General features: G+C 64.9%; 12 protein-coding genes and 1 tRNA gene. 7 read left to right on the forward strand and 6 right to left on the reverse strand.

The genetic code is table 11. The features are described from left to right. Positions 1–12: 12 nt before the first annotated feature. The 6 genes from MB901379_RS14465 to MB901379_RS14490 form a co-directional block, all read right to left on the reverse strand. Entirely contained in the window at positions 13–1,164 is a 1,152-nt protein-coding gene (locus tag MB901379_RS14465) for an epoxide hydrolase family protein (protein ID WP_158017299.1), read from the reverse strand. Between the two features lie 29 nt (positions 1,165–1,193). Continuing rightward, on the reverse strand, positions 1,194–1,388 hold the full coding sequence (locus tag MB901379_RS14470) for a hypothetical protein (protein WP_158017300.1): 195 nt from the start codon (positions 1,386–1,388) through the stop codon (positions 1,194–1,196). A gap of 196 nt (positions 1,389–1,584) precedes the next feature. Beyond that, positions 1,585–1,659, reverse strand: a tRNA-Val gene (locus MB901379_RS14475). A 57-nt stretch (positions 1,660–1,716) separates the two neighbouring features. After that, a complete protein-coding gene (locus MB901379_RS14480; protein WP_158017301.1) occupies positions 1,717–2,178 on the reverse strand; it encodes a peroxiredoxin in 462 nt (153 codons plus the stop codon). Continuing rightward, positions 2,178–2,600 carry a DUF3052 domain-containing protein gene (locus tag MB901379_RS14485; protein ID WP_158017302.1) on the reverse strand — a complete coding sequence of 141 codons (423 nt, stop codon included), beginning with the start codon at positions 2,598–2,600 and terminating at the stop codon, positions 2,178–2,180. Before MB901379_RS14485 ends, MB901379_RS14480 begins: the two co-directional genes overlap by 1 nt. Before the next feature lie 81 nt (positions 2,601–2,681). Further along, complete coding sequence (locus MB901379_RS14490) at positions 2,682–3,284, reverse strand: hypothetical protein (protein WP_158017303.1); 603 nt, start codon at positions 3,282–3,284, stop codon at positions 2,682–2,684. 187 nt (positions 3,285–3,471) lie between these two features. On the opposite strand from MB901379_RS14490, the gene aceE reads away from it, so the two are divergent. The 7 genes from aceE to MB901379_RS14525 all read left to right on the forward strand — a co-directional run bounded on the left by aceE (position 3,472) and on the right by MB901379_RS14525 (position 13,213). Continuing rightward, positions 3,472–6,234, forward strand: coding sequence for a pyruvate dehydrogenase (acetyl-transferring), homodimeric type (gene aceE, locus MB901379_RS14495; protein ID WP_158019183.1), 2,763 nt, complete (start codon positions 3,472–3,474; stop codon positions 6,232–6,234). A 123-nt stretch (positions 6,235–6,357) separates the two neighbouring features. Beyond that, the gene (locus MB901379_RS14500) at positions 6,358–7,668 is read left to right on the forward strand and encodes a PucR family transcriptional regulator (RefSeq protein WP_158017304.1); all 1,311 of its coding nucleotides are present in this window, start codon (positions 6,358–6,360) and stop codon (positions 7,666–7,668) included. A gap of 161 nt (positions 7,669–7,829) precedes the next feature. Continuing rightward, entirely contained in the window at positions 7,830–8,738 is a 909-nt protein-coding gene (locus tag MB901379_RS14505; RefSeq protein ID WP_158017305.1) for an ACP S-malonyltransferase, read from the forward strand. A 73-nt stretch (positions 8,739–8,811) separates the two neighbouring features. After that, positions 8,812–9,159 (forward strand): meromycolate extension acyl carrier protein AcpM, encoded by a 348-nt coding sequence (gene acpM, locus MB901379_RS14510; RefSeq protein WP_069421213.1) that lies wholly within the window; start codon positions 8,812–8,814, stop codon positions 9,157–9,159. Next, positions 9,156–10,421, forward strand: a complete 1,266-nt coding sequence (kasA, locus tag MB901379_RS14515) for a 3-oxoacyl-ACP synthase KasA (RefSeq protein WP_158017306.1) — start codon at positions 9,156–9,158, stop codon at positions 10,419–10,421. Before acpM ends, kasA begins: the two co-directional genes overlap by 4 nt. An 81-nt stretch (positions 10,422–10,502) precedes the next feature. Continuing rightward, the gene (gene kasB, locus MB901379_RS14520; RefSeq protein ID WP_197717808.1) at positions 10,503–11,756 is read left to right on the forward strand and encodes a 3-oxoacyl-ACP synthase KasB; all 1,254 of its coding nucleotides are present in this window, start codon (positions 10,503–10,505) and stop codon (positions 11,754–11,756) included. Between the two features lie 35 nt (positions 11,757–11,791). Next, complete coding sequence (locus tag MB901379_RS14525; RefSeq protein ID WP_158017308.1) at positions 11,792–13,213, forward strand: acyl-CoA carboxylase subunit beta; 1,422 nt, start codon at positions 11,792–11,794, stop codon at positions 13,211–13,213. Positions 13,214–13,313: the final 100 nt, after the last annotated feature.

A 13,313-nucleotide genomic window follows, 5' to 3' on the forward strand; every position in this document is an offset into this window, starting at 1 on the left:
GAGTCGGCAAATTCACTCTCGCCACGGGGTGTCGGCGGGGCAGCGCACGGTGGCAAAGAAGTTGCGCACGTCCTCGACGAACAGCTGCGGTTGTTCGAACGCGGCAAAGTGTCCCCCGCGCGGCATGGTGGTCCAGTGAGTGATGGTGTAGTTCTGTTCGCACCACGCTCGCGGAGCGCGCAGGATCTCCTTGGGAAACGAAGCGACCCCGGTGGGCAATTCGACCCGATCCGTCTGGCCCCACACTTTGAAGCTCTCCCAATACAGGCGAGCCGACGAGGCCGCGGCGGCGGTCACCCAATACATCATCACGTTGTCCAGCAGCTCGTCTCGGGTGAGCACATTCTCGGGGTTGCCGTCGCAGTCCATCCATGCCCAGAACTTCTCCACGATCCAAGCCAGTTGTCCCACCGGCGAATCGGTCAGCCCGTAGCCCACCGTCTGAGGTCGGGTGGACTGCTGTTTGGAATACCCGGTTCCCCATTTCCGGTGATGCGCCAACGTGGTCAGCGCCGCCTGCTCCGCTGCGGTTGGATTGGTCAGCGCCGCAGGCGTCGGCATCGCGATCGGCATGTTCAGATGAATGGCCGCACAGTGACCGCCGATGCGGGCGATTTGGGTGGTGACGGCCGCACCCCAGTCGCCGCCCTGCGCACCATAGCGCAGGTAGCCGAGACGCTGCATCAGCGTTTCCCAAGCCTGCGCGATCCTTTCGACGCCCCAGCCGGTGCCGGTGGGCTTGCCCGAGAAGCCGTACCCGGGAAGCGATGGGCACACAACGTGGAAAGCGTCCTCGGCGCGTCCGCCGTGAGACGTCGGATTGGTCAGCGGCCCAATCACCTTCTGAAACTCGACAATCGATCCCGGCCAGCCATGGGTGATCACCAGCGGAAAGGCGTCCTGGTGCGGTGACCGTTGATGGATGAAGTGAATGTCCAAACCGTCGATTTCGGTGACGTACTGGTCGAAGCGGTTCAGCGCGGCCTCCCGCGCCCGCCAGTCGTACTCGGTAGCCCAGTAGGCGGCCAGGTCGCGGGTGTAACTCAGCGGGATGCCCTGGCTCCAGTCCGGAACACACTCCGGCTCCGGCCAGCGCGTGTGCGCCAATCGCGATTGCAGGTCATCGAGAACGTCGTCGGGAACGTCGATACGAAATGGCCTCACCCGTTCATCATGCCGGTCAGCCGGCCGGCCTATTTCTGATTTGCTTCCCGAATCAGAGTGCTGATCTGTTCTAGCAGTTCACGCATGTCGGCGCGCATCGCATCGACCGCGGCATACAGGTCCGCCTTGGTCGCCGGTTGCTGGTCCGACGCCAGCGGCCGCACCGGCGGTGCCGTTTTCCCCGCCGTGGCACTGTCGGCCGGTATTCCAGATGGTTCCTTCACGCCCCAGACACTGCCATACCCAGTTCGCCACCGACAACGAAACGCAGCGCGCCTCGGCCGTCGCAAACGAGCCGGATAAGTCGTTGTCGGCGCCGGGGTCCCGGCCGGCAAGACCAGCCCCACGGTTGCGGCTGATAGTCCCGTCTGGTTCCCAGCCGCGCAGCTGCGACGGCATGGCACAAACCCTGCAGAACCTTGGTGGGCGCGGACGGTATCGAACCGCCGACCGCTGGTGTGTAAAACCAGAGCTCTACCACTGAGCTACGCGCCCTATGCCCGCCGCAGGCTACACGCCCTAGACGTCAACACCCAAAACGTCGAAGTCCGCTCAAGCCTGTAATGCCGCCAACGCCTCGGACCACAACCGCTGATCACGCGCCTCACCGGGTTGTTTCATCTCGGCGAACCGGATAATCCCCGACCGGTCGACCACAAAGGTTCCGCGATTGGAGATGCCGGCGGCGTCGTTGAACACACCGAAGGCCTGGCTGACCGCGCCGTGCGGCCAGAAATCCGACAACACCGGGAACAGGAACCCGCTCTGGGCCGCCCAGACCTTGTGGGTGGGCGGTGGGCCCACCGATATGGCCAGCACCGCACTGCCGTCGTTCTCGAACTCCGGCAGGTGGTCACGCAGCTGATCCAACTCGCCCTGACAGATGCCGGTGAAAGCCAGCGGAAAGAACACCAGCAGCACGTTCTTGGCGTCGCGGTAGTCGGTGAGCGATACCGGCTGCTGATTCTGGTCGCGCAGCGTGAAATTCGGAGCGGTGTCTCCGACGCCGAGCATCAGCGCTTCCCGGCCCGCGACTTCGGCTGGACCAGTCGACTAGCACTCCAATTGTTGAGGTTGACCGACGAGGTCGGCATCAGGCCGGCGGTCGGGGCGGCCTCGGCGATCTCGGCGGGCAGCACGTGACCCGGCTGGCCCGTCTTGGGCGTCAGCACCCAGACCACGCCGTCCTCGGCGAGCGGGGTGATCGCGTCCATCAGGGTGTCCACCAGATCCCCGTCGCCGTCGCGCCACCACAGCAGTGCGACGTCGACGACCTCGTCGGTGTCCTCATCGAGCAGCTCGCTGCCACAGGCTTCCTCGATCGCTACCCGGATTTCATCGTCGGTGTCTTCGTCCCAGCCCCACTCCTGGACGATTTGGCCTCGTTGGATTCCAAGTTTGCGAGCGTAACTCGGGGCGTGATCCGCCGCGACCACCGTGGAACCTCCCTTAACCAGCCACGCGAAGTGCGATGGGCACTATCGTCGCACAGACCCGCGCGAACCAATACGGCCGCCTCATAAGGCGGCCACGCACAGTTTCAACGCCTTCGTTTTGGTGTCGTTGAGCTGATCGACTCGCCGGTTGAACTCGCCCGTCGGAGCGTGCGTGCCGATGGCCTTGGCTACCGAACGCGCCGCGTCGGCGTAGGCATTGAGCGAATCCCGCATTTCCGACGACAGCGCCCCGCTGAGACTGCCGGTTACCGCAGATGCGCTGTTGTTGAGCGCCTCGATGGCCGGGCCCTCCGTCGGGCCGGTGCTGCGGCCCGCGTTATACGCCGAGACGAAGTTGTTGACCCTGTCGATGGCGTCTTTGCTCGTGGTGGCAAGCGCGTCGCATGAGCTGCGAATCGCTTGGGTGGTGAGCGACTGCTGCCGCTGGGACTCACGAACCCGCGATGTCGCCGACGAGGCCGACACGGACAGCGACACCGAAGACCGGTACGCCGACGCGACCCTGGTGTCCGGGGCGGCCGTGCCGTCGATGACGCTGGTACACCCCACGATTCCGATCAACAGCGTGGCGGTGAATCCGAGAGCCAGAGCACCCCGCCTAGAGCTGAGACTGGACAAAGCCCCCCCGTGCCTGCGAGGGACAGCACGCCATCCGATGAGCACGGCTAGTGACGTTACCGGGTCAGAGCTTGATTTGCCCCGACGCACCCATTTCGGCTTGGAGGCAGCGTCGGTTATCCGGACGCCGTGCCGGTGCGGCACGATAGGGGGACGGAGCACCCGACCATCCGAAGCAGAACCCTCGTCGACTGAGGAGCAGAAGTTGACCACCGAGCTCGCCGGCCAAGGCATGGCCAAAACCCCAAGCAGCGCAAGCGAACCCGATCGGGTTCGGGTGATCCGGGAAGGCGTGGCGTCTTATCTGCCCGACATCGACCCCGAAGAGACGTCGGAATGGCTGGAGTCTTTCGACGGGCTGCTCGCGCGCTCCGGGCCGGCGCGGGCGCGGTACCTGATGTTGCGGCTACTGGAGCGAGCCGGTGACCAGCGCGTCGCCATTCCGTCGTTGACGTCGACCGATTACGTCAACACCATCCCGACCGAGCTGGAACCCTGGTTTCCTGGCGATGAGGATGTCGAACGTCGCTACCGTACGTGGATCAGATGGAACGCGGCGATCATGGTGCACCGCGCCCAGCGCCCGGGAGTCGGCGTCGGCGGCCACATTTCGACCTACGCCTCCTCAGCGGCGCTCTACGAGGTGGGCTTCAACCACTTCTTCCGGGGCAAATCGCATCCCGGCGGTGGCGATCAAGTGTTCATCCAGGGCCACGCTTCGCCCGGAATTTACGCGCGCGCCTTCCTGGAAGGGCGACTCAGCGCGGATCAACTTGATGGCTTCCGCCAGGAACACAGCCATCCCGCCGGCGGATTGCCGTCCTACCCGCACCCGCGGCTGATGCCCGATTTTTGGGAATTCCCCACCGTGTCGATGGGCCTGGGCCCCCTCAACGCCATCTATCAGGCCCGGTTCAACCACTACCTGCATGATCGCGGCATCAAAGACACCTCCGATCAGCACGTGTGGTGCTTTTTGGGTGACGGTGAGATGGACGAGCCCGAGAGCCGCGGCCTGGCCCACATGGGGGCGCTGGAGGGCCTGGACAACCTGACCTTCGTGATCAACTGCAACCTGCAACGCCTGGACGGACCGGTCCGCGGCAACGGCAAGATCATCCAGGAGCTGGAATCGTTCTTCCGCGGCGCCGGCTGGAACGTCATCAAAGTGGTGTGGGGCCGCGAATGGGACGCGTTGCTACACGCCGACCGCGACGGCGCGCTGGTGAATCTGATGAACACGACGCCCGATGGTGATTATCAGACCTACAAGGCCAACGATGGCGCCTACGTGCGCGATCACTTTTTTGGACGCGATCCGCGCACCAAGGCGCTCGTGCAAAACATGAGTGACCAGGAAATCTGGAGCCTCAAGCGCGGCGGCCACGACTACCGCAAGGTCTATGCCGCCTACCGCGCCGCCGTCGACCACAAGGGCCAACCGACGGTGATCCTGGCCAAGACCATCAAGGGCTACTCGCTCGGCGCGCATTTCCAGGGCCGTAACGCCACCCATCAGATGAAAAAGCTTGCCCTAGAAGATCTCAAGTACTTCCGGGACTCCATGCGAATTCCGATCAGCGACGCCCAGATCGACGAAGACCCCTACCTGCCGCCCTATTACCATCCCGGCTCGGACGCCCCGGAAATCCGCTACATGCTGGACCGCCGGCGCGCGCTGGGCGGGTTTGTTCCCGAGCGCCGGACCAAGACCAAGGTGCTGACGCTTCCCGGCCGCGACGCCTACAAAGTCCTGAAGAAGGGGTCCGGACAGCAGGAAGTCGCCACCACCATGGCGCTGGTACGCACCTTCAAAGAACTGTTGCGCGACAAAAACATTGGCAATCGCATAGTCCCGATCATTCCCGACGAGGCCCGCACCTTCGGGATGGACTCCTGGTTCCCGTCGCTGAAGATCTATAACCGCCTCGGTCAGCTCTATACCGCCGTCGACGCCGAATTGATGTTGGCCTACAAGGAAAGCGACGTCGGCCAAATCTTGCATGAGGGCATCAACGAAGCCGGGTCGGTGGGCTCGTTCACCGCCGCCGGCACCTCCTACGCGACCCACAACGAACCGATGATCCCGATCTACATCTTCTATTCGATGTTCGGGTTCCAACGCACCGGCGACGGCTTTTGGGCTGCGGCCGACCAGATGTCGCGCGGGTTCGTGCTGGGGGCCACGGCGGGGCGCACCACGCTGACAGGCGAGGGCCTACAGCACGCCGATGGCCACTCGCTGCTGCTGGCCGCGACCAACCCCGCGGTGGTCTCCTACGACCCGGCGTTTGCCTACGAGCTGGCCTACATCATCGAAAGCGGCCTGTCCCGGATGTTCGGCGAGAACCCGGAGAACGTGTACTTCTACATCACCGTTTACAACGAGCCCTATGTTCAGCCGCCCGAGCCGGAGAACTTCGACCCCGAAGGCGTGCTGCGCGGCATGTATCGGTACCACGCCGCTCCGGAGCAACGCCGACACCAGGCCCAGATCCTGGCTTCCGGGGTGGCAATGCCCGATGCGCTGAAGGCGGCGCAGATGCTGGCCGCCGAGTGGGACGTCGCAGCCGACGTGTGGTCGGTGACCAGTTGGGGCGAGCTGAACCGCGACGGGGTATCGGTGGAAAAGCAGCGGCTGCGCCACCCCGACCAGCCCGCGGGCACCCCCTACGTGACGCAGGTGTTGCAGGCTGCCAGCGGCCCGGTGGTTGCCGTATCGGACTGGATGCGTGCGGTGCCCGAACAGATTCGGCCCTGGGTGCCGGGCACCTACCTCACACTGGGCACCGACGGGTTCGGCTTTTCCGACACCCGGCCCGCCGCCCGGCGCTACTTCAACACCGACGCCGAGTCACAGGTGGTCGCGGTGCTCGAGGCGCTCGCCCGCGACGGTGCTATCGAGCCGTCGGTGGCCGTCGCGGCCGCGCGTCAATACCGGATCGACGACGTGCAGGCGGCACCCGAGCAGACCTCCGACTCTGGGGTCGCATAGGCACGGCTTCGTCGCAGCTTGTCGGCGATCGTCGCAGCTCGTCGCTGGCGTCACGACACCTCGCAAAGACCGACAGCGGCGTTTTTGGCGGAATCTTCCAGAAATCAGGCGTAGCTTTTAGGAGTGAACGACAACCAGCTCTTGCCGCTCGCACGGCTCGCGTCCTACAGGTCGCCGCTCGAGCTGCTGGAAACCGTGCCCGACTCACTGCTGCGGCGGTTGAAGCAATATTCCGGCCGGCTGGCCACCGAAGCGGTCTCGGCAATGCAAGAGCGGCTGCCGTTTTTCGCCGACTTGGAAGCGTCCCAGCGCGCCAGTGTGGCCCTGGTGGTGCAGACGGCCGTGGTGAACTTCGCCGAATGGATGCAAAACCCGCGCAGCGACGTCAGCTACACCGCACAGGCGTTCGAGCTGGTGCCACAGGACTTGACGCGCCGAATCGCGCTGCGCCACACCGTCGATATGGTGCGCGTCACCATGGAGTTCTTCGAGGAAGTGGTGCCACTGCTGGCCCGCTCCGAAGAACAACTGACCGCCCTGACCGTGGGCATCTTGAAGTACAGCCGGGACTTGGCGTTCACCGCCGCCTCGGCCTACGCCGACGCGGCCGAAGCGCGTGGCACCTGGGACAGCCGCATGGAGGCCAGCGTGGTCGACGCGGTGGTCCGCGGCGATACGGGTCCCGAACTTCTTTCCCGGGCGGCCGCGTTGAACTGGGACACCACTGCGCCGGCGACGGTGGTGGTGGGCACGCCGACACCCGGGCGCGATGGTCCCGACGGCAGCGAGCGTGCCAGTCAAGACGTCCGCGATACCGCCGCCCGCCATGGTCGCGCGGCGCTCACCGACGTGCACGGCACCTGGCTGGTCGCGATCGTGTCCGGCCAACTGGCGCCCACTGACAAGTTCTTGAAAAGCTTGCTGGAAGCGTTTTCTGACGGACCAGTGGTGATTGGGCCAACCGCCCCCATGCTGACCGCCGCCTTCCACAGCGCCAGTGAGGCGATCTCCGGCATGAACGCGGTTGCTGGCTGGCGGGGGGCGCCGCGCCCGGTGCTGGCCCGAGAGTTGCTGCCCGAGCGCGCCCTCATGGGTGACGCGTCGGCCATCGTGGCGTTGCACACCGATGTGATGCGGCCGCTGGCCGATGCCGGCCCGACGCTGATCGAGACACTGGACGCGTATTTAGATTGTGGCGGCGCTATTGAGGCTTGTGCCAGGAAGTTGTTCGTTCATCCAAACACGATCCGGTATCGACTCAAACGGATCACCGACTTCACCGGGCGTGATCCCACCCAGCCGCGGGACGCCTACGTCCTTCGGGTGGCCGCCACCGTCGGCCAACTGAACTACCCGACCCCTCCATCCGGCCCGGGCAACAATGCCGTGTCGGCGGTTCCACTCCCGGTCAGACGGGGTTCAGAAGGGGCCTAACAACGCAATCAGCGAATATAGTGATTTAGATGACAGATCGCGGCCCGATCTCAAACACGTAGCTTACGGGCCTGTTTTGTAGGGTGTCCACAAAAACCTAAGACGAGGTTCATAATCTGTTACACCGCGCAAAACCGTCTTCACAGTGTTCTCTTAGACACGTGATTGCGTTGCTTGCACCCGGACAGGGTTCCCAGACCGAGGGCATGCTGTCGCCGTGGCTGGAACTGCCAGGCGCAGCAGACCAGGTCGCCTCCTGGTCACAGGCCAGTGGCTTGGACCTGGCGCGGCTGGGCACCACCGCGACGACCGAGGAGATCACCGACACCGCGGTCGCTCAGCCCCTGATTGTTGCGGCCACGCTGTTGGCCCACCAGGAGCTGATCAGGCAGGGGTTGCTCGCCGGGCAAGAGTTCATCGTTGCCGGGCACTCCGTCGGCGAAATCGCCGCCTACGCGATCGCCGGTGTGATGGCGGCCGATGACGCCGTCTCGTTGGCTGCCACCCGGGGTGCCGAAATGGCCAAGGCGTGCGCCACCGAGCCCACCGGCATGGCCGCCCTGCTCGGCGGCGAAGAGGCCGAGGTGCTCAGCCGTCTCGACCAGCTCGACTTGGTCCCCGCCAACCGCAACGCCGCCGGCCAGATCGTCGCCGCCGGTCGGTTGACCGCGTTGGAAAAACTCACGGAGGACCCACCGGCCAGGGCGCGCGTGCGGGCGCTGGGCGTCGCCGGGGCGTTCCACACCCAGTTCATGGCGCCGGCCCTGGAAGGCTTCGCCGCAGCGGCGGCCCGCATCGTTACCGCCGAACCCACCGCGATGCTGCTGTCCAACTGCGACGGAAAGCCGGTCACCTCCGCGGCCGCCGCGATGGAGACCCTGGTCGCTCAGCTCACTCAACCAGTGCGCTGGGACCTGTGCACCGCGACCATGCGTGAGCACAATGTCACGGCGATTGTCGAGTTCCCCCCGGCGGGAACGCTCACTGGTATCGCCAAACGCGAACTTCGGGGGGTTCCGACGCGCGCCGTCAAGTCACCCGCAGATCTGGACGAGTTGACGAACCTATAACCAACCGTCACGTCCAGAAACCTCAGCACGTCAATTCGATTTACACACAACATATTACGAAGGGAAGCTAACTGTGGCCGTCAGTCAGGAAGAAATCATCGCCGGTATCGCCGAGATCATCGAAGAGGTCACCGGCATCGAGCCCTCCGAGGTCACCCCGGAGAAGTCGTTTGTCGACGACCTGGACATCGACTCGCTGTCGATGGTTGAGATCGCCGTACAGACCGAGGACAAGTACGGCGTGAAGATCCCCGACGAGGACCTCGCCGGTCTGCGTACCGTCGGTGACGTCGTCGCCTACATCCAGAAGCTCGAGGAAGAGAACCCCGAGGCCGCCGAGGCGCTGCGGGCCAAGCTCGAGACGGAGAACCCCGAGGCCGTTGCCAACGTCAAGGCGAGGCTGGAAGCAGAGAGCAAGTGACCAAGCCTTCCACTGCTAATGGCGGTTACCGCGGCGCTCCTTTTAAGGACGTCGTGGTAACCGCTGTCACAGCGACGACGTCGATCTCGCCGGACATCGAGGGCACGTGGAAGGGTTTGTTGGCCGGCGAGAGCGGCATCCACGTCCTCGAAGACGATTACCTCACCAAGTGGGACCTGCCGGTCAAGATCGGCGGCCACTTGAAGGATCCCGTTGACAACCACATGGGCCGGCTCGACATGCGGCGCATGTCATATGTCCAACGGATGGGCAAGCTGCTAGGCGGACAACTCTGGGAGTCCGCCGGCACCCCGGAGGTAGATCCGGACCGGTTCACCGTCGTGGTGGGTACCGGTCTCGGTGGCGCCGAGCGGATCGTCGAGAGCTACGACCTGATGAACGAGGGCGGGCCCCGCAAGGTGTCCCCGCTCGCCGTTCAGATGATCATGCCCAACGGTGCCGCGGCCGTGATCGGTTTGCAGCTGGGCGCCCGCGCCGGCGTGATTACTCCGGTTTCGGCGTGTTCGTCGGGCTCCGAGGCGATCGCGCACGCGTGGCGTCAGATCGTCATGGGTGACGCCGATGTCGCCGTCTGCGGCGGCGTCGAAGGTCCCATCGAGGCGCTGCCGATCGCGGCGTTCTCCATGATGCGGGCCATGTCTACCCGCAACGACGAGCCCGAACGTGCGTCGCGGCCGTTCGACAAGGACCGCGATGGCTTCGTGTTCGGCGAAGCCGGGGCGCTGCTGCTCATCGAGACCGAGGAGCACGCCAAGGCCCGCGGTGCCAAACCGTTGGCCCGGTTGATGGGTGCCGGCATCACGTCGGACGCCTTCCACATGGTGGCGCCCGCGGCCGACGGTGTCCGCGCCGGCCGAGCGATGCAGCGATCGATGGAGCTGGCGGGCCTGTCCCCCAAGGACATCGACCACGTCAACGCGCACGGAACGGCTACCCCCATCGGCGATGCCGCCGAAGCCAACGCGTTGCGGGTGGCCGGTTGTGACCAGGCCGCGGTGTATGCGCCGAAGTCGGCACTCGGCCACTCCATCGGCGCTGTTGGTGCCCTTGAATCGGTTCTTACGGTGTTGACCCTTCGGGACGGCGTCATCCCACCGACCCTCAACTACGAAACCCCGGACCCCGAGATCGACCTTGATGTTGTCGCAGGCGAGCCCCGCTACGGCGATTACCGCTACGCGATCAACAACTCGTTCGGGTTCGGCGGCCACAACGTGGCGCTTGCATTTGGGCGTTACTAAGCACGGAGTCTGACGACGATGCGGGCCGCAAACGGCCCGAGGAGGAGCCGGACAGATACGGAAGGAACGTTCGCAAAACCCATGACAGAGCTGGTTACCGGGAAAGCTTTCCCGCATGTGGTCGTCACCGGCATTGCCATGACAACTGCGCTGGCAACCGACGCTGAGCAGACGTGGAAGCTGTTGTTGGACGGGCAAAGCGGGATCCGAAAGCTCGACGACCCGTTCGTCGAGGAGTTCGACCTGCCAGTCCGCATCGGCGGGCACCTGTTGGAGGAATTCGACCACCAGCTGACGCGGGTAGAGCTGCGCAGGACCGCCTACCTGCAGCGGATGTCCACCATTATGGGTCGTCGGGTGTGGGAGAACGCTGGATCGCCCGAAGTCGACACCAACCGTTTGGCGGTATCGATCGGCACCGGGCTGGGCTCTGCCGAAGAACTCGTCTTCGGCTACGACGAGATGCGGGTGCGCGGCTTTAGGGCGATCTCGCCACTCGCCGTCCAGAAGTACATGCCCAACGGTGCCGCCGCGGCGGTCGGTTTGGAACGCCACGCCAAGGCCGGTGTGATGACACCGGTATCAGCGTGTGCGTCCGGTTCCGAGGCCATCGCCCGTGCGTGGCAGCAGGTCGTACTCGGTGAGGCCGACATCGCGATCTGCGGTGGTGTGGAAACCAGGATTGAGGCGGTGCCGATCGCCGGGTTCGCCAACATGCGCATCGTGATGTCCACCAACAACGACGACCCCGCCGGTGCATGTCGGCCATTCGACAAGGACCGCGACGGGTTCGTGTTCGGTGAGGGCGGCGCTTTGATGGTGATCGAGACCGAGGAGCACGCCAAGGCCCGCGGCGCCAACATCCTGGCCCGGATCATGGGGGCCAGCGTCACGTCGGACGGCTTCCACATGGTGGCGCCGGACCCCAACGGGGAACGCGCCGGACATGCGATCACCAGGGCGATCCAACTCGCGGACCTTAGTCCCAGCGACATCGATCACGTGAACGCCCATGCCACCGGCACCCAGGTTGGTGACGTGGCCGAGGGGAGAGCAATCAACAACGCCCTCGGCCGCAACCGGCCGGCGGTCTATGCGCCCAAATCGGCGCTTGGCCACTCGGTGGGTGCGGTCGGCGCCGTGGAGTCGATCTTGACCGTCCTCGCGTTGCGGGATCAGGTGATCCCGCCGACACTGAACCTTGTCAACCTCGATCCCGAGATCGACTTGGATGTGGTGGCGGGCAAGCCGCGGCCTGGTGAGTACCGCTATGCGGTCAACAACTCCTTCGGGTTCGGCGGTCACAACGTCGCGATCGCGTTTGGGCGCTACTAAACCTCGAGCAACACCGGAACAACAGGAGACCTGCGATGACAATCATGGCCCCCGAGGCGGTTGGCGAGTCGCTCGACCCCCGCGATCCGCTATTGCGGTTGTGCACGTTCTTCGACGACGACAGCGTGGAACTACTGCACGAGCGTGACCGCTCCGGAGTGCTGGCCGCGGCGGGCACCGTGAACGGCGTGCGCACCATCGCGTTCTGCACCGACGGCACGGTGATGGGTGGCGCCATGGGCATTGAAGGCTGCACGCACATCGTCAACGCCTACGACACCGCCATCGAGGAGCAGAGCCCGATTGTGGGCATCTGGCACTCCGGCGGTGCCCGGCTGGCCGAAGGTGTGCGGGCGCTGCACGCGGTTGGTTTGGTGTTCGAAGCCATGATTCGCGCGTCCGGCTACATTCCGCAGATCTCGGTAGTCGTCGGTTTCGCTGCCGGCGGCGCCGCCTACGGACCGGCGCTGACCGACGTCGTCGTGATGGCTCCGGAGAGCCGGGTTTTCGTCACCGGGCCCGACGTGGTGCGCAGCGTCACCGGTGAGGACGTGGATATGGCCTCACTCGGCGGCCCGGAGACTCACCACAAGAAGTCCGGGGTGTGTCACATCGTGGCCGACGACGAACTCGACGCCTACGAGCGTGGCCGCCGGCTGGTCGGACTATTTTGCCAGCAAGGGCATTTCGATCGCAGCAAGGCCGAGGCCGGCGATACCGATATCCACGCGCTGCTGCCCGAATCGGCGCGCCGCGCCTACGACGTGCATCCGATCGTGACAGCGATCCTCGACCAAGACACCCCATTTGACGAGTTCCAGGCCAATTGGGCACCGTCTATGGTGGTCGGGCTGGGCCGCTTGTCGGGCCGCACCGTCGGTGTGCTGGCCAACAACCCGCTGCGCCTAGGCGGCTGCCTGAATTCCGAAAGTGCGGAGAAGGCGGCACGTTTCGTGCGACTGTGCGACGCGTTCGGAATCCCGCTCGTGGTGATCGTCGATGTCCCCGGCTACCTGCCCGGTGTCGACCAGGAATGGGGTGGCGTGGTACGCCGCGGCGCCAAACTACTGCACGCTTTTGGTGAATGCACCGTGCCGCGGGTCACGCTGGTTACCCGAAAGACCTACGGCGGGGCCTACATTGCCATGAACTCCCGGTCGTTGAATGCCACCAAGGTGTTCGCCTGGCCGGACGCCGAGGTCGCGGTGATGGGCGCCAAGGCGGCCGTTGGCATTCTGCACAAGCGTAAGCTGGCCGCCGCGCCTGACCACGAACGCGAAGCGCTGCACGATCAGCTGGCCGAAGAGCACGAGCGGATCGCCGGCGGTGTGGACAGCGCCATCGATATCGGTGTGGTCGATGAGAAGATCGACCCGGCGCACACCCGCAGCAGGCTCACCGAAGCGCTGGCCCAGGCACCGGCACGCCGCGGTCGCCACAAGAACATCCCGCTCTGATCTTTTGGCGAGCAGACGCAGAATCGCACTTCGCGGAGCTTCCGCGTGCGATTCTGCGTCTGCTCGCCGCAGCTATCCCCAGGCTGACTAGCCAATGACG

This window comes from Mycobacterium basiliense, assembly GCF_900292015.1.
Lineage (GTDB): Bacteria > Actinomycetota > Actinomycetes > Mycobacteriales > Mycobacteriaceae > Mycobacterium > Mycobacterium basiliense.